Here is a 21,342-nt window from a genome sequence, read left to right on the forward strand (position 1 = left end):
GCGGGAAAAGCGTGAACCGGTTTTCCCGCAGTTGTGCAGAACAAGAATGAAACATCTCCGCCAGACCGGAGATGTTTGGCAGTCAAGCTTGTCGGGTCGGGGTGAGAGATGACAGCGGTGGAAGCCAGCGAAGCGGGCTATGAGATCGAAAAACTCCTTGCCCTCCACCCCAAGGGGTTCGACCTGTCGCTGGACAGGATCACCCGGCTGCTCGCCGCGCTCGGCAATCCGCAGGACCGCCTGCCACCGGTGATCCATGTCGCCGGCACCAATGGCAAGGGTTCGGCAACCGCGTTTTCGCGGGCGATCCTGGAAGCGGCCGGTCTCAGCGTTCACGTCCACACGTCGCCGCATCTCGTCAATTGGCACGAGCGTTACCGCCTCGGCGTCAAGGGCGGCAAGGGACGGCTCGTCAGCGACCCCGTTCTGGCCGATGCGGTGCGTCGCGTCGCCGAAGCCAATGGCGGCGAGAAGATCACCGTCTTCGAAATCCTGACCGCCGTCACCTTCCTTCTCTTTGCCGAGCATCCGGCGGATGTCGCGATCATCGAGGTTGGCCTCGGCGGCCGCTTCGACGCCACCAATGTCATTGCCCGACCGGCCGTATCCGTCATCATGCCGATCTCGCTCGATCACCAGGCCTATCTCGGCGACCGGGTGGAACTGATCGCTGCGGAAAAAGCCGGTATCATGAAGTGCGGCTGCTCCGTCGTGATCGGTCAGCAGGAAGAAGAGGCTGCGCGCGATGTGCTGATCTCGACGGCCGAGCGGCTCGGCTGCCCGATGTTCGTCTACGGCCAGGACTTCATGGCGCATGAGGAATTCGGCCGCCTTGTCTATCAGGACGAAAGCGGTCTCGCCGATCTGCCGCTGCCGAAGCTGCCGGGACGCCACCAATACGCCAATGCCGCCGCGGCCGTTCGCGCGGTGCGGGCTGCGGGCTTCGACGTTTCGGAGGCGGCGATCGAGAAGGGGCTTGCCGGCGTCGAGTGGCCCGGGCGCCTGCAGCGCCTGACCAGCGGCAAACTTACGCGTTACGGTCCGGCCGATGCGGAAATCTGGGTCGACGGCGGCCATAATCCGGGTGCCGGCCAGGTGATCGCCGAAGCGATGGCGACCTTCGAAGAACGCGAATCGCGCCCCTTGTTCCTGATCATCGGCATGATCAACACCAAGGATCCGGTCGGCTATTTCCGGGCGTTTATGGATCTTGCCGAACAGGTCTTCACCGTTCCGATCCGTGGTTCCGATGCAGGTCTTGATCCGGTGGCACTTGCAAGCGACGCGGCTGCTATCGGGTTTGAGGCTTCGGCTGTCTCTTCCGTCGCCGAAGCGCTGACGATCGTTGCCAATCTGGTCGATGAGGATCCGGCGCCGCCGCGCATCCTGATCGGCGGCTCGCTCTATCTGGTGGGCGACGTTCTCGCCGACAACGGTACGCCGCCGAAGTGATCCGGAGGTGGCGCCGCCATCCCGATAGCAGCCAAGTTCAAGACAAGAAAAAAGCCCGGCATGCCGGGCTTTCTGCTGCGGTAGTCAGCGAAGGTCTCAGGCGACCGCCGTGGAGATCCACGAGGAAAGGGCCGTCTTCGGCGCAGCGCCAACCTTGATGTCGGCCACTTCGCCGGCCTTGAACATGGCGAGCGTCGGGATCGAGCGAACGCCGTACTGGGCAGCCAGTTCCGGGTTTTCGTCGATGTTGAGCTTGACGACCTTGACCTTGCCGGCGAGCTCGTTCGAGATTTCCTCGAGGCTCGGCGCGATCATTTTGCAGGGGCCGCACCATTCAGCCCAGAAATCGACAACCACGGGCTCGGCGGAGTTCAGCACTTCCTGCTGAAAATTGGACGTATCGACCTTTACGGTAGCCATAGGCTGCTCCTTGCGTTCGGAATGGCAGTATCCAGATGTTGTGTCTCATGTGAGATGGCACCGCTGGATTTTCAATATCGGGTATCTCACTTTGTCGCGAGGTCTTCAAGGCTCCTGTCGAGCGCCTGATCCGTAACCACGTGGATTGCCGGTCCTTCGGTGAAGATCAGCACGCATCGGAATGCGTGCCCGGGATAGAGCGGCCGCAACAGCTCGCGATAGATCGCAAGCTGTGCCCTGTAGGCGAAGGGTATGTCACCCTGCGAAGCCGGCACCTGCCGGTTCGTCTTGAAATCGGCAATGGTCACGATCCCGTCGCTGACGGCGAGCCGATCGATACGGCCGGAGACCGCGTGCTCGCGCGTGCCGAGGGTCAGCGTGCCCATGACCGAGACTTCGGCGCGGCTGCCGGCCGAGAAGAGCGCCTGAAGATCGGGATGGTCGAGCACATTCTCGACAGCGTCAATCAGCGCGGCGCGCTGCTCCGGCGACCAGCGGGGCACGGAACGCACGAGGTAGCGCTCGGCCGCGGCGCGGCGATCATTGCCCGCAATGGAGGGCAGGACCTGCAGCAGGCGGTGCAGGATGGCACCGCGCAACATCGAGAGATTTGCCGGTGCCTTCTCAGAAAACAGGGCGGATCCGACAAGCCCATCGCCGTCGTCCTCGTCGATGGCGATACCGACGCCGGAGGGGCTGAGCGGCCGCGGCAGCCGCTTTTGCGGTGGCAGCGGCGTCGAAAGGGCCTTCGGCAGGCCGGTGGCCGGGCGGCTGGCGTCCGGCGTGGGCGCTTGCTTGGAGGGAAGGTCGCGCTCGAGCTGCTTCTCGCGCCAGGCATGGCCGGACCATTCCTCGCCGCCGGTGTGAAAGGTCTTCGGGTGGCCGCGGCCATTTTCGTCCCCGGCGAGGCTCGCCTGAACCATGGCATGCCATGTTTCGGCGACGGCCCGCTGTCCGCGATAGCCACAGACGATCAGGCGGTCGGCGGCACGGGTCATGCCGACATAGAGCAGGCGTCGATACTCTTCCTCGGCGAGCGTCTTCAGGCGATCGCTGTCGGCGGCCACGAGCGTGTTCGATTCCGAGCCCGGTGCGCGCCACACCGGCAACGACAGGACGGCGCCATCCCTTTGAGCGAGCTCGAGGAAACGAAGGGAAGGGACATGCTGGTTGCTGAACGGCGCACCGCCGCCGTCGACGAGGAAGACGACCGGCGCTTCGAGACCCTTGGCGGCGTGCACCGTCATGATCCGGACTTCGTCGCGTTCCTTGTCCTGCTCGCGCTTGACCGTCGGCGCTTCCATTTCGAGCGTCGAAACGAAGGCCTGCAGACCGGGGAGGCCGCTTCTTTCCTGATCGAGGGCGAAGGTGAGGAACTCGTCAAGAATGTCGCTGACCTCGGTGCCGAGCCGCGCCAGGAAGGCCGCCCGGCCGCCATGAACGCCAAGGATGCGGGCATAAAAATCGTGCGGTGCAAGCGCGTTCGCGAGCGCCACATAGCTTTTCAGCGCCCTTGCTGCCTGGTGGAACAGGATGCCCTCGGCCGCCTCGGCCTGGAGCCTCTGCCAGAGGCTTTCGCCTTCTTTGCGCCGCGCCGCGAGCTCGAACAGCGCGTCTTCGCCGAGATTGAACAGCGGGCTTTTCAGCAGCGCGGCGAGTGACAGGTCGTCCTGCGGCAAGAGGACGAAGCGCCCGAGCGCGAGCAGGTCCTGAACGGCAATATGCTTGGTGAGCACCAGCCGGTCGGCGCCGGCGACCGGAATGTTGTTGCGGCGCTTGAGCGCCCGGGTCAGCGCATTGACGAAGGCGTCGCGCTTACGGACCAGCACGATCACGTCGCCCGGACGCATCGGTCGGCGAATACCCTTCTCGACGATCGTTTCCTTGCCGATCCAGCTCTCCAAGACGCCGGCGATCCGGCGTGCGAGGATATTGACCGGTGCGCTCTCAGGCGTTGCGTCGAAGGCTGCGGTCCATTCTTCGTCCGTATCGATCGGTTCGGCGGCAATCACGTCCCAGATATCGACGGCGCCGGGATGGCCGATACGGTTCGAAGCATGAACGACGGGCTCGTTGCGGGCGCTGAGGCCCCGTGCATGCGCCGGATTGGCGAAGACCGTATCGACGGCCGAAAGCACGTCGACGGTAGAGCGGAAGGAGAGCTGAAGACGGATGGGCTCGAAGGCCTTGCCGCCGTCGCGCACCCGCCGTTCAGTTTCCTGGCTCTCATGCGAGAACCGTTCCGGCCGTGCGCCCTGGAAGGAGTAGATCGACTGTTTCTCGTCACCGACGGCGAACATGGTGCGGTTGGCGCCACGGGCGCTTTCGCCGGAGAAGAAGTCAGCCGCCAGCGCCTGGATGATAGTCCACTGCGCCGGGCTGGTATCCTGAGCCTCGTCGACGAGGATATGGTCGATCCCCTGGTCGAGCTTGTAGTGGACCCAGGCGCTGACATCGCCGCGGGCAAAGAGCGCCGCCGTGCGGTTGATCAGGTCCTCGAAATCGAGCTGGCTGCGTCGCCGCTTCAGCTCCTCGTAGTCGACGTTGAGCCTTTCGGCGAGGGTCAGAGCCGCCAGCGTCGCCTCGAACATCCTAAGAATGCTGATGTGATCGATGCAGGCGACGACATGGCGGTAGGCTTCGTCCACCAGGTCTATGAGATCGGGGGCCGCCTGCTGCATCGCCCTGTTGAGGAAGGCCGATTGTGCCCGGGGCTTGCCGGTGCCGGTGAAGAACAAATGCCTGAGACCGTCATAGCGCGCGCCCAAGTCAGTGAGCTTGGAGACGGTCCGAAGTCCCTCTGCAAATTCCAGAACCTTCGTTCCGCCAACGCTCGTGGCGAGTGAGAAGTAGCGTTCCAGGGACGCACCGTTCAGGCCCGCCAACGGCCAGATCGCGGCCAAGGCGCTGTCGACGCTTTCATCCGGCGCCAGCTTCAGGGCGCGGCGCAACTCGGCCTCGGTGCCGCCGAGCGCGTCGGCATGTTCGAGAAAGGACTGGATCGCGGTGCGGTTCTCGACGATCGCCGCGAGCAGTTTTTCAAGCCCGGTATCGTCGGCGAGGTCGAGCACGGTGGCGAAAGCGCGCGCCAGTTCCGGATCGTCCTTGGCCGCCGTCGCCGTCAGCAGCATGCGGCGCGCATCGGCAAGCAGCACGGCGGCAGCGCGGTCGTCGAGAACAGAGAAATGTCCGGCGACGTTGGCTTCCAGTGGAAACTGATGCAGCAGCGCCTCGCAGAAGGCGTGGATCGTCTGGATCTTGAGGCCGCCGGGTGTCTCCAGCGCGCGGGCGAACAGGCGGCGTGCCTCCTGCAGCTTCAGAAGACCAGGCCGCTCGCCCTCGATCGCCTCGATCCGTTTTTCGAGCGTCGCGTCGTCGAGCGTTACCCATTCGGCCAGCCGTTCGAAGACGCGGTTCGACATTTCGGAGGCCGCCGCCTTGGTATAGGTCAGGCAGAGGATCGCCGAGGGTCGGCAGCCCGCAAGCAGCAGCCGAATCACCCGCTGGGTCAGCACATGTGTCTTACCGGATCCGGCATTGGCCGAAACCCAGGCAGAACGCGCGGGATCGGAGGCTAGCGATTGCCGACGCGAGGTCCAGTCGAGCCAGGCTTGCGGCGTCGCCTGTTCGGGGCCGAGGCTGTCATCCCTCATCGCCGTCCTCCTCCTCGCTATCGGCCGTCGACCATTCGGCAACGCGTGCCAAATGGTCGTATTCGCCGCCGTAGTCGCGCTCTTTCTGAACAATCACGCGGGATGCAAAACCATGCTTGCCCGAAAGCAGCGCACTCAGGAGTTTTCTGAGCTCGGTGAGGGATTCGTCCGCAAGCTGGTCGGCGGATTTGGTTTCCTTCGCCTTACTGCCCTCGTTGTTCACGGTCTCCTGCTTGAAACGCGATCCAGGCTTCAGCCGGACATAGAGCAGCGATTGCGGATGGCTCGGCGGCATATCCTTGAAGGCGCCGGCCTTGAGGGCTGCGGCTTCGAGGGCGAGCTGCGGGTCGAGCAGCACTCGGGCTTCCTTGACCGATGGGCTGGAGCCGGTCTTGTAGTCGATGATCTCCACGCTGCCGTCGGTCAGCATATCGAGCCGGTCGGCAATGCCCGTCAGCCGCATATCGGCGACGCCGAGCTCCATCGATGCCGGAGCTTCCGTGCGCGAGCGGCGGATGAAGCGTGCGCGGTCCCGCTCCCATTTGATGAAAGCCAAGCCGACGGCGGCGAAGCGTGGCCGCCAGATCGTGTCGATATGTGTGGGCAGCCGCGCCTCGTCGAAGGCCTCATTCAGCAGCCGATGCATGGCCTCTTCGGCTGCGGGGGACATGAGGTCGAAGCCGCCGCGAACAAAGCGCTCGACGATCTGGTGATAGAGCGTGCCGCGCTCGGCCGGACCGGGATCGCTGTTGAACGGCAGCAGCGGATGCAGGCGAAGAATGCGCCGGGCGTAGATCGCGTAGGGGTCGCGCCTCAGCCGCGATACCTCGCTAAAAGAATATTTGCGCGGCTGCAGGTCCGCCGGCGGCTTGGGCGCAGGGCGTTCGGCAAGCGGCTGCCGCCCTCCGTCGTCGAGCATCCGGGCCCAGGCCAGATAGTCGGCGCCATTGGCCTGCAAGGCCGCAGTCAGCCGTTCGCCGCCAAGCGCGAGCAGCCGCTGCAGCCAGCGCGAGGCAACGGTGGGTGTTGCTCCCTGGCGCATCGAGCGGGTGAAGATCAGCCGCCGTGTGCCGCAGGCCATCTGGAAGTCATGCGCGAGCTGGCCGATGCGCCGCTCGGGGGGCTCGAGACCGATGCCCGTCTTCATCGTGCGCGACAGGAACGGGTCGTTGGCGGTCTGGCCTGGCCAATTGCCCTCGTTCATGGCGCCGAGCACCACGAGATCCATGCTCTGCAGGCGTGATTCCAGCGCGCCGAAGATGAAGACCCGCGGATGGCGCATGGACCGCGGCTTGACCGCTGCACCTGCAGCAAGCGCCTCCATGACGTCGCACCATTGCGGCCCGTCCGCCGTCATCTGGCCATCGGTTTCGATAATGCCGCGAAGCAGGGTCGCCAGCGTATCGGCCGCCTCGCCGGACCAGAGCCCACCGAGATCGCCGCGCTCGTCGGCCGAGGCCGCTTCCAACGCCTGGCCGGTACGCGTCGCCCAGTCGGCAAAGGTGAATTCGTCCGAGAACACGCGGCTGCCGTCCTTGCTGCGCGTGAGCGCGGAAGCCAGCGGCGCCACCGCGAGGCCGATCTTGATCGCCAGATCGCGTGCTGCCTGAAGCTCCTCGGCGCCGATGCCGGCACGCCATTCCGGCGGGTGGCGATCGACCTTGTGGCCGGCAATCGCCGCATCGAGCAACGGCTCCAGGGCGAGGATATCGACGGTTGCGGTGCTGCCGCGCAGCGCCATGCGTTCGAGCGCGTCGGCGCCCTGGCGCATCTCATCACGCGAAAGCCCGAAGCGCGCCAGCGGGTGCTTGAGCAGCGCAACGAAGGGCACGGGATCGCCGGGGCGCAGGCTTGCCTCCAGAAGCAGACGCATGAAGCTGCCCTGGGGCGTCGAGGACAAAGGCGTGCCGGCGGAATCGTCCGCCTCGATGCCGAAGCGGGCGAGCTCGGCGCCGACCCGCCGCGCGAGATTTCGGTCGGGCGTGATCAACGCCGCCTGGCTATCCTCGCTGCCTTCCAGCGCAAGCCTTAGCGCAACGGCAATCGCCGCCGCCTCCTCGCGTTCGTTGGCGGTTTCGATGAGAGCCGTATCGCCGAAGGCAGCGCGGAGCAATTCGCCGTCGAGTTCGCTGCGCATTTCGGTCCAGGCATCGGTGGCCTTTGCCGGCAAAAGGGCGTGCGAGAGGATCGCCGCGCGGAAATCGAGTTCGGTTTGGGCGCCGGCTAGCGCGCCCACATCCGAGCGGATGACGCCCATGCGCTTCAGCAGCCTGTAGAAGCCGTATTGCGGGTGGCTGCGGCTTGCCGGGTCCGGCCTGCCGTCAAAGGCAGCGTCGGCGACGATCATGTCCCATTCGGCATCGCTCATCGTCTGGTCGAGACCAGGCAACACGATCGTGCCGTTCTGAAGCTTCTGCACGGCGGCAATCAGCGCGGCCGTGGCGGGAATGGAACCGGTCGAGCCGGCGATGATGATCGGGCCTTCGATCTTGCCGCCGGCGATGCGCTGCGTTTCGGCCTGAAGGATGGCGTTGCGATGGCGTGCGGGCGAGGATTGCTTGAGTTCCTCGAGCCGTTCCGGCCAGTAGGTTCGGGCGATCTTGAGGAATTCGAGCGTGAGCTGCCACCACAGCGCATGCTCGCCGGCGTCGAGCCGGTCGAGCGCGTCCCAGTCCAGCTCTTCCGTCTCCATCGCATCGATGAGATCGGCAAGATTGCGTGCCAGCCAGATCGCATCGGCAGGACTTGCCGGCGCGATCAGCGGGCTTTCCGCATGGATGTCGAGCACGACCTTTGGTAGCCGGTTGCGCCAGGCGAGAATCAGCCGGCCAAGCTCGATCAGCCGTGCCGTGCCCGGCAGCGGCGGCGCAAGATCGAGGATTGCCGGTACTTCGGCGTCGAAGAAGCCACTGTCATCATCGGTCTCGCCGAGCGCCTTGATGGTGGGCAGGATGGTGGAGCGGCCGTCGAGCAGGTCGACGAATTCGGATCTGAGCACACGGGCCGAACGCCGCGTCGGCACGAAGATCGTGACGCCGGCAAGCGGCAAGGGATCGGCCGGATCGTAGCGGAAGTCCGGAGTCAGGATACCGTCGCAAAGCTTTTCGGCGAGCGTCTTCAGGAAGGGGAGGCCAGGCGGGATCGTGAAGACGTTGGACCGGCGGCCGCGCACGCTCATCCTCCTGGCTGGTGGCGGCGGATCGCCGCTTCCGCTTCGCCGATCGCGTCGGGCGTGCCGACCGTCATCCAGTGGCCATCGAGCAGGAGGCCGTGGAGGCGCCCTTTTTGGGCAGCGCGATCGAAGTAGATGTTGAGGTTGAAGGCATCATCAGGCGCGTCGGCAAAGAGCCGGGAGTGAAGCGCGATCGCGCCGGCATAGACCACCGGGTTTGGCAGACCTTCGGTGTATCGCGTCAGCTTGCCGTCGGCACCGAGCGAAAAGTCCTTCTTGCCGTTGTGACCGGTCGTGTCCTCATCGCGCACGCACAGGAGCAGCATGTCCATGCGGTCCGCATCGAAGGCTGCGGCGAGGCGCGTCAGGTTGCTGGGAACGCCGACCGGTTCCCCGACCCAGAAGAGGTCGGCATTCATCACCAGTACGGGGCCTTCCGGCAGCAGTTTCAGGCCCTTGGCCAGGCCGCCGCCGGAATTCATCAGCGCATTGCGCTCGTCGGAAATCAGGATCTCCGGGCTTCTTCTCTGGCTGAGATGTCCTTCCATCTGGTCGGCGAAATGATGCACGTTGACCGCGGCCTTGGTGACGCCGGCCTCTGCCAGAAGATCCAGTACGTAGTCGATCATCGGCTTGCCCGCGATCTCTACGAGCGGCTTCGGCATGGTGTTGGTGATCGGGCGGAGCCGGGTGCCGAGGCCCGCGGCGAGCACCATCGCATTGCTGATCGACATTGCTTCTCCGTCAGTTCGCTGATTCGGAATCTAGGATTCCGGTCTTCATACACCAGTCGTGCAAGGGTTTCAGCGATTCATGTGTGAGCGCCGCCTGAAGATAGGCGAAAGTGCGGGGCATATGTTTCATGTAGCCGGGTTTGCCGTCCCGCTGCATCAGCCGCACCCAGATGCCGACGAGCTTGCAGTTGCGCTGCGCCGACATCAAATGCCAGTCGCGCAAGAAAGTCGCCTCGTCGAAGTTGCCGCTTGCCTGCCGTTCGGCGAGATAGGTTTCCATCATCCGGTTGGCGAGCGGAGGCGCGACGGTCACGCGCGCGTCCTGCACCAGCGATGCCACGTCATAGGCCGTCGGGCCGATCATCGCGTCCTGGAAATCGATGAGGCCAATCCGGTCCAATCCCTGGCGCTCTCCGCGCCAGATGATGTTCGGCGAGTGAAAATCTCGCAAGAGCAGGTTCGTCTCGGAGGTCTGGAGAAGATCAATCAGCCCGTCCCAGATCTCTCCGTATTCACGTTTTTCGTCATCGCTTGCCGGCGCACCGCGCTTCCACGGCAGGTACCAGTCGGTCAAAAGCCGCGTCTCGATCTTCATCGCCGTCCGGTCGAAATCCGGAATGCGGTGGATGACCGCTCTGTCGAGGTTGATCTCCCTGTCGGTCTGCTTGGCATGGAGGCGGGCGAGCAGTCGTACGCTTTCGATGTAGCGCTCGTCGATCGGCTGGCCGGCCGCGTCGAGAACGCCATCCGACCCAAGGTCCTCGATCAGCAGGATGCCCTGGTCGAGATCGCGGGCGTAGATCGTCGGCGCTGCAAAGCCGCGTGCAATGAGCAGCTGGTCGATCGCGACGAAGGGAACGACGTCTTCGGCGATATGCGCGAGCTGCTGGTAGTATTTTCCGTCCTGGAGGACGGGGTCGGGCTTGTGTCGTGGCGAATCCATCAGAATCCGGCTAACGGAGCCGTCTGCCGGGTAAATGCGCTCATAGGCCCGGATCGAGGCGTCGCCGCTGAGGTGCCGGCGCCGTGCGTTTGGGTGATCGTTCTGATCGAGGAAGTCGCGGATCGCCAGCGTGCGGGCGATGCGCTGCAGCTTTTCGTCCGGACCGGAAATTTCGACGCGGCGACCATCGCCTTCATGGGTGATGCTCAGCGTGATGCGGCTGGTGGGTAGGGCGTCGTCAGCCCGTTCCGGCCATTCGACGAGACAGACGCCTAGCGATAGCGCCTCGTCGAAGCCGAGTTCGTCCAGTTCGCTGGAATCAGCCAGCCGATAGAGATCGAAATGCGCGACCGGAATGCGCAGTTCATAGGATTGGACCAGCGTAAAGGTCGGGCTGGGGACCTCCAGCCCGTCGTCATCGGCAAGCGCCCGAAGGAAGGCGCGCGCCAAGGTCGACTTGCCGGCTCCGAGATCACCCGAGAGCGCGACGCAGTCGCCGGGCTTCAGGGCCAGCGCCAGATCTTCGCCGAGCTCGATCGTTGCCGCCTCGTCCGTCAGGAAGCGCTCGATCGCCGGCATCATTCGGCCGCGACGATCGCCGGCACTTCGGCCGAGGGAATGCGGCAGGTCACTTCCGTGCCTTCGCCTTCCTTGCTGCGGATGGAGACGGTGCCGTGGTGCAGGCTGACGAAGCTCTCGACGATCGAAAGGCCGAGGCCTGCGCCGCCGCGCTGGCCGTAGCTTTCGAAGCGGTTGAACACGGTATCGAGCACGTCCTGCGGTATGCCGGGGCCGCTGTCTGAGACAGAGAAGATGAAGTCGCTGCCCTCGCGGCGGCACTTCAGGTCGATGGCGCTGCCGTCGGGCGCAAAGTTTGCGGCATTGGTGAGCAGCTTGACGAAGATCTGCTTCAGCCGCTGCTGGTCGGCGACCATGCGGCCGAGATTGTCAGGGGCGGCGATCCTGAGGGTCACGCCGCTCTCGAGCAGCCGGTCGGCCATCTGGTGGGCAATATCATCGAGGAAGTCGGTGAGACTGATCTCGGACATGTCGAGCTGGACGATGCCGGCATCGACGGTCGCGAGATCCAGGATGTCGTTGACGATCGTCAGCAGCAGCGACGAGGAGGTGGCGATGTGGTCGACATACTCCGCCTGCCGCTCGTTGAGATCGCCGAAAGCCGGCGTCTTCAACAGGTCGGCGAAGCCGATGATGTTGGTGAGCGGCGAACGCAGTTCATAGGAAACGTGGTGCACGAAGTCGTTCTTCAGCGCATCCGCCTTGCGCAGCGCCTCGTTCTTTTCGGTGAGCGCGCGCTCGACCCGGACGCTGTCGGTGATGTTGACGAAGGTCAGCATCGTCTGCGCGTTCGGCAGCGGGATGACGGCGTAGTCGAGGATCAGTCCGGTTCGAAGCTCAAGGATGCCGCGGCTGGAGGGCCGTTCGTCGTCGAAGCTGGTGATGATGTGGGTGAAACGTTTCCACCCGTCAGGCTGGTCGTAGGAGATGAGGCAGGCCTGCTCGATCGCCCGGATATGGGTGCCGGGCTTGGCCTCCGCCTCGCTGATGCCCCAGATCGCCCGGAACGCCGGGTTCGAGAGACGAATGCGGCCGTCGGGCCCGAACACAGCTACGCCTTCCGCGAGATGGTCGATCGTCTCGCCTTGAACCTGAACGAGCGTATTGTAGCGCGTTTCGAGATCGACCTTCTCGGTCAGGTTCTCGAACACCCAGGTGACCCCGCCCTGTGGGCGGGCGGTCGCGAAGACGCGCAGCGTCTGGCCGTTCGGCAGGTGCCAGAGGTCGCTCTGCGTGTCGAGCGCCTGATAGACGGAAAGTGCGGTGGCCTTCCACTGTTTCCAGTTGAGCTGCTCCGGCAGCTGGCCGCCGGCGCGCAGCCGGTCAAGCACTTCGCCGTTGTCGGGCTTGCGCTCGAGGAAGCCGATGTCGAGGTTCCACAGACGCTGGAAGGCCTGGTTGTAGAACTGCAGGCGCTGATTGCCGTCGAAGATCGCGACGGGGGTCGCCAGATGATCGAGCGTTTCGGCATGGCTCTTGAGCGTCCGGTTGAGTTCCTCGCGCACGGCCTCGATGCCGGATACGTCGACGGCGACGCCGGCCGAGCCGGCAGGGCTGCGGGCATCGACGACTTCGAAGAAGGTGCGGTTACCCCTGACGACGGTCGAAACCTTGTCGCGGAACGGTGTGTCGAAGGTGGAAACCGCGCGGATCTTTTCGCGCGCGACGGTTGCGAGCAGCTCGCGCCCTTCGGCAACCGCGACCGCGACATCAGGAGCCTCGACGGCGTCGGCATAGGCCTCGTTGACCCAGGTGAGGGCGCCATCCGTGCCGCGTTGCCACACCGGCAGATCGATGGCGTCGAGAAGGGTGCGGAAGGACACGAGCGCAGTATTGAGCCGATCGTGCTCAAGCTTCAGCTCAGCGAGTTCTGCGCGCATATTGTTGAGAGCGATGAAGCGTACGAAAGCGCGCCCGCCCGAGACCCGTCCCTGGGCCTCCAGGACTTCGTTGCGCTGCGTTTCGAGCACCAGGTCGAAGCTGCGCGCCTGGGTGCGCAGCGCGTCGATCGCATTTTCCAGTTCCCCGGCGGATTGCGCCTTGATCCAGCGGCCGAAGGCCAGGAACTCGCGGTCGTCTGCCGGCGCGCCGGTTTCGGGCGGCAGCTGGCCGAGCAGCTCAGCCCGCTCGAGCAGCCCGTCCCAGACGACGATCCGGCGGTTCTTGTCGGCCACCAGCGCCTGATAGCGCGAGAGGCGCTGGTTGGCGTCCGACAGATCGGAGCGCAATTCGCGGTTCTCGGCTTCGATATTGCCGCGCTGGCGGATCAGCCAGATCGCCGAAATCATCGCTGCGGAAACGACGCCGATGAGCACGGAGAAGGTGACGACCTCCGACGAGCCGAAGATATTTGCCTTCTGCGGCGCGACCTGGGCGAGCGCATCTGTTGCTGCAAAGAGAGTGGTACCGGCCAGAAGGTGGCGCAGGAACTTCGGGCCCTTGCGGCGGGTGCCCGGAATAGCTGTTTGGTCTCTGTTCATGGCGCTGCCATCCCCGTCTGTCCGAAGGGTGCTGCCGGCCTTGTTGCGCCTTGCACAGTTCCATCGAGGCCCTGGTCAAGGGCCTGCGTCAGTTCCGATTGCATCCCCGGTCTGTCTCCGTCTGTTTGCCGCTTATCGACAAGACATCCCATCCGCGATGTCCAAGGTCCGCACCGACATCACGAATCAATGGGTTAGAGCATACTTCCTAGTCGAATCGTCGGGAAGGGAGAGGCCCAAAAAAGCGGCCGCGCTCTCTTGTCAAGAACGCGGCCACAAGATGTTGTGGATTGCCCGGGTAAGGATTAGTACCGGTAGTGCTCAGCCTTGAACGGGCCCTGCGTCTTCACGCCGATGTAGTCGGCCTGCTCTTCGGAAAGTTCGGAGAGCTTAGCGCCGAGCTTCTTCAGGTGCAGGCGAGCGACCTTCTCGTCGAGCGCCTTCGGCAGGACGTAGACTTCGTTCTTGTACTTCTCACCCTTGGTGAAGAGCTCGATCTGCGCCAGGACCTGGTTGGAGAACGAAGCCGACATCACGAAGGACGGGTGGCCGGTGGCGTTGCCGAGGTTCAGCAGGCGGCCTTCCGAGAGCAGGATCATGCGGTTGCCCTTCGGGAACTCGATCATGTCGACCTGCGGCTTGATGTTTGTCCACTTCAGGTTACGCAGTGCGGAGACCTGAATTTCGTTGTCGAAGTGGCCGATGTTGCCGACGATCGCCATGTCCTTCATCTCGCGCATGTGGTCCATGCGGATGACGTCCTTGTTGCCGGTCGTCGTGATGAAGATGTCGGCCGACGAGACGACGTCTTCGAGTTGAACGACTTCGAAACCGTCCATCGCCGCCTGGAGCGCGCAGATCGGGTCGATTTCGGTGACCTTGACGCGGGCGCCGGCGCCGGAAAGCGAAGCTGCCGAGCCCTTGCCGACGTCGCCGTAACCGCAGACGACGGCGACCTTGCCGGCCATCATCACGTCGGTGCCGCGGCGGATGCCGTCAACGAGCGATTCCTTGCAGCCGTACTTGTTGTCGAACTTCGACTTGGTGACCGAATCGTTGACGTTGATCGCCGGGAAGGGCAGCAGGCCCTTGGCCTGAAGCTGGTACAGGCGGTTGACGCCGGTGGTGGTTTCTTCGGTCACGCCCTTGATGGCGTCGCGCTGCTTGGTGAACCAGCCCGGCGAAGCCTGGAGGCGCTTCTTGATCTGTGCGACGAGGATCTCTTCTTCTTCGGAGCCCGGGTTGGAGAGTACGTCTTCACCGGCTTCGGCGCGGGCGCCGAGCAGGATGTACATGGTGGCGTCGCCACCATCGTCGAGGATCATGTTCGAGACGCCGCCATCGGCCCACTGGAAGATCTTGTCCGTGTAGGTCCAGTATTCTTCGAGCGTTTCGCCCTTGACGGCGAAGACCGGAACGCCGCTTGCGGCGATGGCAGCGGCAGCGTGATCCTGGGTCGAGAAGATGTTGCACGAGGCCCAGCGCACGTCGGCGCCGAGGGCAACCAGCGTCTCGATCAGAACGGCGGTCTGGATGGTCATGTGCAGCGAGCCGGTGATGCGCGCGCCCTTCAGCGGCTTTGCAGCGCCGAACTCTTCGCGGCAGGCCATCAGGCCCGGCATTTCCGTTTCGGCGATCGCAATTTCCTTGCGCCCGAAATCGGCGAGACCGATGTCGGCGACGATATAGTCCTGAGTGGTGGTCATGGAATTCTCCGGGCTGATCTCTTCAAGCCGCATGGCTTCAACCGAACTGCGGCGCGATTATGCCTCCCGCGCCTACCGACACGGTGAGAGTGCGACCGATCTATCAGGAATCAGGGGAGAGGGCAATATCGATATAAAGAAGTCTTTATATCTTTATATTGTCCGTCACATTTCTTCGCCGAACTTGTCGGCGACCAGCGCATCAAGCGCGTTCAATGCTTCTTCGGCTTGCGCGCCGCTCGCGGTCACGCACACGCTGCAGCCGGTGCTGGCAGCCAGCATCATCAGGCCCATAATGGACGTTCCGCCGACCGTCATGCCGTCCTTCGACACGGTAATCTCGGCTTCATAGGCCTCGACCGTCTGTACGAACTTCGCAGATGCCCGCGCGTGCAGGCCTCGCTTGTTGATGATCAGCAGTTCGCGCGTCAGCGACATGTCGGGGCGATGATCCATTACTTACCACTCAGGACGCGGCTGGCGACGTTGATGTATTTCCGTCCGGCTTCCGAGGCCTCGACCAACGCCTTGTCCATGTCGCTCTCGCCGCGCACGCCGGCAAGCTTGATCAGCATCGGCAGGTTGACGCCGGCTATCACTTCAACCGAGCCGCTGCGCATGACCGAGATGGCAAGGTTGGAGGGCGTTCCGCCGAACATGTCGGTCAGGATAATGACGCCGTGGCCCTCGTCGACCTTGGTGACCGCGTCGAGGATATCCTGCCGACGCTGGTCCATGTCGTCCTCGGGACCGATGCAGACGGTCTCTATAGCTTTTTGCGGACCGACGACATGCTCGAGTGCAAGTCGAAATTCCTCAGCCAGCTTGCCATGGGTGACAAGCACAAGTCCGATCATGGGTATCTTCGCTCCAACTGCACGCGCAATTCACTGATGGCCAGATATCGCAATGCAGCAATTTCGTCCACCTGTTGGGGCGGCCATCTTGGCAAGGAAAAGGGGAAGTGCAAGCCAAAAATGCTGAAAAACCAGCCTCGCTGACGGTAAATCGGGCTAGGATCCTATTTTTTCAGCGATGAGCGCATGCAAAATATTGAGAACATACGCCCCCTCTTCAACGGGAACGCGAACAATCGGGAGTACTCGCCCGAGTGGTAAGGGCAACGTCTCGTCTTCCAGCGGTAACCGCGGGTCGAAAGGCGCACTCACGGGCAGCATGGCCCAGTCCATCACCGCGGCAGGCACGGTTTCGATCTTGCCGATTCCGGCGCCGCGTATTTCAATCAGGCCGTGAATGGAGGGCGGACAGCGGGCGACGATCCTGTCATGTTCCAGGCTCAGATCCACCCGATCGTCGGCGACGAGTGCCGCAAAGTGCCCGGCCTGTCGTGCGGCCGTGATGCATGCAAGCGCCAGCCTGGATTTGCCGATGCCGGAAGGGCCCGTGATCAGGAAGCCGCGCGTCCCGAGCACGATGGCAGTGCCGTGGACATTGGCGCCCGTCGTCACGCGTGCGGCTCGGCGGGTAGCGACAGGATGAAGCGCGCGCCGCTGACGTGGCCGTCCTGCGCGACGATGTTTTCCGCCTTCAGCGTACCGCCGTGGGCTTCGGCGATCTGCCTGGAAATCGACAGGCCGAGGCCGGAGTTCTGGCCGAAATCCTCTCCTTCCGGCCGATCGGTGTAGAAGCGTTCGAAAATGCGGTCGATGTCTTCCGCCTGGATGCCGGGGCCGTTGTCCTCGACATAGACGAGGCAGCGCGATCGCGACCGTGTGAGGCGCACGACGATCCGCCCGCTGTCTTCGGGAACGAAGGACCGGGCGTTCTCGATCAGGTTGGTGATAATCTGGCCGATGCGCAGGTCGTGGCCGTTGACGGCGAAGCGGGCCTTGGGACTGTCCTTGCGGTCGATGACGAAATCGAGCAGCACCGTCTTCTTCTTGCTGCGGACCTGGCGCGAAATATCGACGAGGTCGCCCAGAAGTCTTTCGAGGTCGATGATCCTGGCATCGCTGCGGGCAAGTTCCGCGTCGAGGCGCGAGGCGTCCGAAATATCGCTGATCAGGCGATCGAGGCGGCGGACGTCATGCTGGATGACGTCCATCAAGCGCTTCTTCGATTCGTCGGTCCGCGCAAGCGGCAGGGTCTCGACGGCGCTGCGCAGCGAGGTGAGGGGGTTTTTCAGCTCGTGACTGACATCGGCCGCGAAATTCTCGATCGCCGCGATCCGATCGTAGAGCGCGGTCGTCATTTCCCGGAGCGCGACGGACAGGTTGCCGATCTCGTCCTGGCGAGAGGAGAAATCCGGGATCTCCTCGCGCTCCTTGGCACCGCCGCGCCGCACGCGGACTGCCGCCGCTGCGAGCCTTCGAAGCGGGTTGGCGATGGTCGAGGAGAGAAGCAGCGACAGGATGATGTTGACGAGGGCAGCCACGCCGAAGACGCGGATGATGGCGAGGCGCTCGGCCTGGACGATCTTGTCGATGTCGCCGGCTTGCGTCGAAAGCAAGAGAACGCCGAGCACGGCGCGGAACCGCTGGACGGGAACGGCCACTGAAACGATGAGCTCGCCCTTCTCGGTGACGCGTTCGACATAGCCGCGCACGCCGGTCAGCGCGTTGGTGACCTCAGGATAGATCGAGCCGTTGCCACCCGGCGGTTCCTTGTAGAGTGGCAGATTGCCGGGCTGCAGCAGCTTGTTCAGCCAGCTGTTGAGCTTTTCGCCGATGCCCGTCGATTCCGGCTCGATCGGCGGCAGGTCGAAGCGCAGCACCTGGCCGCCGCTATAGAGATGCCGGGAATCGAGCAGCAGGTCGGCATCGGCGTCGAAGAGGCGGGCGCGGGTGCGCGTCGGCGAGATCAGCCGCCTGAGAACCGGCGCAACGCGTTCCTGGATGATCGGGAAATCGAGATCCTCGTCGCTCGGCAGCGGCGTTATGCTCTGGCCGGCCTGCAGTTCGAGCAGTTTTTCGGGATCGATGGTGATCGAGTTGGTATCGACCGAGGCGGAAGCCGAGATGGCACCGGCGATGATTTCGCCCTGGGTCAGCAGGCTTTCGACACGGGCGTCGATCAGTCCCTCGCGGAACTGGTTGAGATACATGATGCCGCCGACGAGGACGACGAGTGCCACCAAGTTGAAGAAGACGATGCGGCGGGTGAGGCTCGAGAAGACGGCATTGCCGAACAGGCGGCGAATCAGCGTGAAAGGATGTGCCCAGCGGCGCTGGCCCATATGTGCCTGCGCACGTCCGTCACTGTCTTCGATGTCGCCCTGCAAGACTTCTACCAAATGTCCCGCTCCCGCGCGGACTTCCGTCACGTTCTCTCGATTGCAACGCTGACACGGCCCGAGTGCCGGGCGCGACGCCGTCGTTCACTTTGTGTGGTTCCGGCCCAGAGGTCCGATGGCGCGGCGGGGTTTCAAAGGCAGCCTTGGCCGTGCTCCCGTCGCGCCGTTTCTGAATGCGCCACAATCGGCGCGATGGCAAGTCCCGCGGCTCAGGCTGTCTCGCGGAAACGATAGCCGACACCGTAGAGGGTCTCGATCATGTCGAAGTCGTTGTCGACCATCTTGAACTTCTTGCGCAGCCGCTTGATGTGGCTGTCGATGGTGCGGTCGTCGACATAGACCTGCTCGTCATAGGCGGCGTCCATCAGCGCGTCGCGGCTCTTCACCACGCCCGGGCGCTGGGCAAGCGAATGGAGGATGAGGAATTCGGTCACCGTCAGCGTTACCGGCTCGCTCTTCCAGGTGCAGGTGTGGCGCTCCTGGTCCATCACCAGTTGCCCGCGCTCGAGCGAGCGCGAGGGCGCGTCGGAAGCCTTGGCGGGATTCGTCGGGTTGGCGGCAGCCGCTTCGCGGTTTGCGGCGCGACGCAGGATCGCCTTGACGCGTTCGACCAGCAGGCGCTGCGAGAAGGGCTTGGTGATGAAGTCGTCGGCACCCATCTTCAGACCGAAGAGTTCGTCGATCTCTTCATCCTTGGAGGTGAGGAAGATCACTGGCAGGTCGGACTTCTGTCTCAGGCGGCGCAGCAATTCCATGCCGTCCATGCGCGGCATCTTGATGTCGAAGATCGCAAGCTGCGGCGGCCGGGCGAGCAGGCCCTCAAGTGCGGAAGCACCGTCGGTATAGGTCTCGACCTTGTAGCCCTCCGCCTCCAGGGCGATGGATACGGACGTCAGAATATTCCGGTCATCATCGACAAGCGCGATGGTCTGCATCGTGTTCAACTCCGTCTTTTGAGGTGCCGGTCTCGTCCCCGAAAACTCCGGCATTCGCGAGTCACGGGTGCGTTAGTGAGTATAAAGGTGGAACAAATTGTGGCGAAGCCCAAAAAGCACCTGTCGTGACGATAGGATAGGTCCTGTCAGATCGGTGTCCGGCAGGCCGAATTCAACCGATTAAAAAAACTATAATTTTCTTTAAATCGATTAATATACTGAAATCATTATTCTTTTTTTGACGCCGCCTTGTTTTTGAGCGAGCATGCAAGTATGGTCCGGCGAAATTCAACGCCAATGGCCAAACACGAAGGAAGCTTGACCATGGAGCAACTCGGCACTCGCAATCTCGCGAACGGCTTGGAAAAACTCGGCTTTACCGACCTGGAAACGGTCCGGTACAACCTCGAAGCCGCGGAGCTTTATGAGGAAGCTCTTCGCCGCGGCGAGGCTGAACTGACGGCACACGGCGCCCTCGTCGCCCGTACCGGTCAGCACACCGGTCGTTCGCCGAAGGACAAGTTCGTGGTTCGCGATGCGAACACGGACGACCAGATTTGGTGGGACAACAACAAGCCGATGTCTCCGGAGCATTTCGCCCTGCTGCGAAAGGACATGCTCGATCACGCCAAGGGCATGTCGCTTTATGTGCAGGATCTAGTTGGCGGCGCCGATGCCGACAACGCTCTTCCGACCCGCGTTGTCACCGAATATGCCTGGCACTCGCTGTTCATCCGCAATCTCCTGATTCGTCCGGCCCGCGAGGCACTCGGCTCCTTCCTGCCGAAGCTGACGATCATCGATCTGCCGAGCTTCAAAGCTGACCCGGAGCGCTACGGCTGCCGCACGGAGACGGTGATTGCCTGCGACTTCACCAACGCTCTGATCCTCATCGGCGGCACGTCCTATGCCGGCGAAATGAAGAAGTCGGTCTTCACGGTTCTCAACTACCTGCTGCCCAAGAAGGGCGTGATGCCGATGCATTGCTCGGCCAATGTCGGCCCGGCCGGTGATACGGCGATCTTCTTCGGTCTCTCCGGCACCGGCAAGACGACGCTTTCGGCCGACCCGACCCGCACGCTGATCGGCGACGACGAGCACGGCTGGGGCGAGCACGGCGTCTTCAACTTCGAAGGCGGCTGCTATGCCAAGGCGATCCGCCTGTCGGAAGCTGCCGAGCCGGAAATCTACGCGACGACCCGCCGCTTCGGCACGGTCATGGAAAACGTCGTTCTCGATGAGCGCCGCGTTCCGGATTTCGACGATGGTTCGCTGACGGAAAACACCCGCTGCGCCTATCCGCTCGACTTCATCCCGAACGCCAGCGCCACCGGCACCGCGCCGCAGCCGCGCACGATCATCATGCTGACGGCCGATGCCTTCGGCGTGATGCCACCGATCGCCAAGCTGACGCCGGAACAGGCGATGTACCACTTCCTCTCCGGCTACACGGCCAAGGTTGCCGGTACGGAAAAGGGCGTCACCGAGCCGGAAGCCACATTCTCGACTTGCTTCGGCGCGCCGTTCATGCCGCGGCATCCGTCGGAATACGGCAACCTTCTGAAGGACCTGATCGCCAAGAACGGCGTTACCTGCTGGCTGGTCAACACCGGCTGGACAGGCGGCGCCTACGGCACCGGCAGCCGCATGCCGATCAAGGTGACCCGCGCTCTGCTCGCCGCAGCCCTCGACGGCTCGCTGAACGCCGCTGAACTGCGCACCGACGCCAACTTCGGCTTCGCCGTTCCGGTCTCGGTCCCCGGCGTCGACGACGGCATCCTCGATCCGCGATCGACCTGGGCCGATGGTGCGGCCTATGATGCCCAGGCCCGCCGCCTCGTCGATATGTTCATCGCCAACTTCGCCAAGTTCGAAGAACATGTTGATGGCAGCGTCCGCGACGCGGCTCCCGGCACCAAGCTTGCCGCCGAATAAACATCGTCAGCTATGATTCACGTGAAACCCGGCCTTCCACGGCCGGGTTTTTCGTTTTCGTGGCGAATGTTTTCAAGAGG

General features: G+C 63.5%; 14 protein-coding genes. 2 read left to right on the forward strand and 12 right to left on the reverse strand.

Features of this window, described 5'->3' with window-relative positions:
* The first annotated feature begins 108 nt into the window (after nt 1-108).
* Nucleotides 109-1,452 carry a bifunctional folylpolyglutamate synthase/dihydrofolate synthase gene (locus ACN9MO_RS17615; protein WP_112995072.1) on the forward strand — a complete coding sequence of 448 codons (1,344 nt, stop codon included), beginning with the start codon at nt 109-111 and terminating at the stop codon, nt 1,450-1,452.
* A 96-nt stretch (nt 1,453-1,548) separates the two neighbouring features.
* Here the strand turns inward: ACN9MO_RS17615 and trxA are convergent, their stop codons facing one another.
* The 12 genes from trxA to chvI all read right to left on the reverse strand — a co-directional run bounded on the left by trxA (nt 1,549) and on the right by chvI (nt 19,327).
* Nucleotides 1,549-1,872, reverse strand: coding sequence for a thioredoxin (gene trxA, locus ACN9MO_RS17620; RefSeq protein ID WP_057252049.1), 324 nt, complete (start codon nt 1,870-1,872; stop codon nt 1,549-1,551).
* Nucleotides 1,873-1,958: 86 nt separating this feature from the next.
* Nucleotides 1,959-5,525, reverse strand: coding sequence for a double-strand break repair helicase AddA (addA, locus tag ACN9MO_RS17625; RefSeq protein ID WP_113133120.1), 3,567 nt, complete (start codon nt 5,523-5,525; stop codon nt 1,959-1,961).
* A complete protein-coding gene (addB, locus tag ACN9MO_RS17630; protein ID WP_112995070.1) occupies nt 5,515-8,703 on the reverse strand; it encodes a double-strand break repair protein AddB in 3,189 nt (1,062 codons plus the stop codon). Before addB ends, addA begins: the two co-directional genes overlap by 11 nt.
* On the reverse strand, nt 8,700-9,431 hold the full coding sequence (locus tag ACN9MO_RS17635) for a nucleotidyltransferase family protein (protein WP_112995069.1): 732 nt from the start codon (nt 9,429-9,431) through the stop codon (nt 8,700-8,702). The genes addB and ACN9MO_RS17635 overlap by 4 nt, the downstream gene beginning before the upstream one ends.
* Before the next feature lie 10 nt (nt 9,432-9,441).
* The gene (gene tsaE / locus ACN9MO_RS17640) at nt 9,442-10,953 is read right to left on the reverse strand and encodes a tRNA (adenosine(37)-N6)-threonylcarbamoyltransferase complex ATPase subunit type 1 TsaE (RefSeq protein ID WP_112995102.1); all 1,512 of its coding nucleotides are present in this window, start codon (nt 10,951-10,953) and stop codon (nt 9,442-9,444) included.
* Nucleotides 10,953-13,433 carry a PAS domain-containing sensor histidine kinase gene (locus ACN9MO_RS17645; protein ID WP_057252053.1) on the reverse strand — a complete coding sequence of 827 codons (2,481 nt, stop codon included), beginning with the start codon at nt 13,431-13,433 and terminating at the stop codon, nt 10,953-10,955. Before ACN9MO_RS17645 ends, tsaE begins: the two co-directional genes overlap by 1 nt.
* A 305-nt stretch (nt 13,434-13,738) precedes the next feature.
* Nucleotides 13,739-15,139, reverse strand: coding sequence for an adenosylhomocysteinase (ahcY, locus tag ACN9MO_RS17650; protein ID WP_057252127.1), 1,401 nt, complete (start codon nt 15,137-15,139; stop codon nt 13,739-13,741).
* Nucleotides 15,140-15,304: 165 nt separating this feature from the next.
* Nucleotides 15,305-15,595 (reverse strand): HPr family phosphocarrier protein, encoded by a 291-nt coding sequence (locus ACN9MO_RS17655; protein WP_057252054.1) that lies wholly within the window; start codon nt 15,593-15,595, stop codon nt 15,305-15,307.
* A complete protein-coding gene (locus tag ACN9MO_RS17660; RefSeq protein ID WP_057252055.1) occupies nt 15,595-15,996 on the reverse strand; it encodes a PTS sugar transporter subunit IIA in 402 nt (133 codons plus the stop codon). The genes ACN9MO_RS17655 and ACN9MO_RS17660 overlap by 1 nt, the downstream gene beginning before the upstream one ends.
* Before the next feature lie 156 nt (nt 15,997-16,152).
* Nucleotides 16,153-16,608, reverse strand: a complete 456-nt coding sequence (locus ACN9MO_RS17665) for an HPr kinase/phosphorylase (RefSeq protein WP_065376341.1) — start codon at nt 16,606-16,608, stop codon at nt 16,153-16,155.
* Entirely contained in the window at nt 16,605-18,335 is a 1,731-nt protein-coding gene (locus tag ACN9MO_RS17670; RefSeq protein WP_286161524.1) for a sensor histidine kinase, read from the reverse strand. The genes ACN9MO_RS17665 and ACN9MO_RS17670 overlap by 4 nt, the downstream gene beginning before the upstream one ends.
* Before the next feature lie 266 nt (nt 18,336-18,601).
* Complete coding sequence (chvI, locus tag ACN9MO_RS17675; RefSeq protein WP_093233501.1) at nt 18,602-19,327, reverse strand: two-component system response regulator ChvI; 726 nt, start codon at nt 19,325-19,327, stop codon at nt 18,602-18,604.
* A gap of 324 nt (nt 19,328-19,651) precedes the next feature.
* Here chvI and ACN9MO_RS17680 point away from each other — a divergent pair, with 324 nt between their 5' ends.
* Entirely contained in the window at nt 19,652-21,262 is a 1,611-nt protein-coding gene (locus ACN9MO_RS17680; protein ID WP_112995068.1) for a phosphoenolpyruvate carboxykinase, read from the forward strand.
* The last annotated feature ends 80 nt before the right edge of the window (nt 21,263-21,342 follow it).

Origin of the sequence: Ensifer sp. R-19, from assembly GCF_049905105.1 — a bacterium.
In the GTDB taxonomy this organism is placed as follows: Bacteria; Pseudomonadota; Alphaproteobacteria; order Rhizobiales; family Rhizobiaceae; genus Ensifer.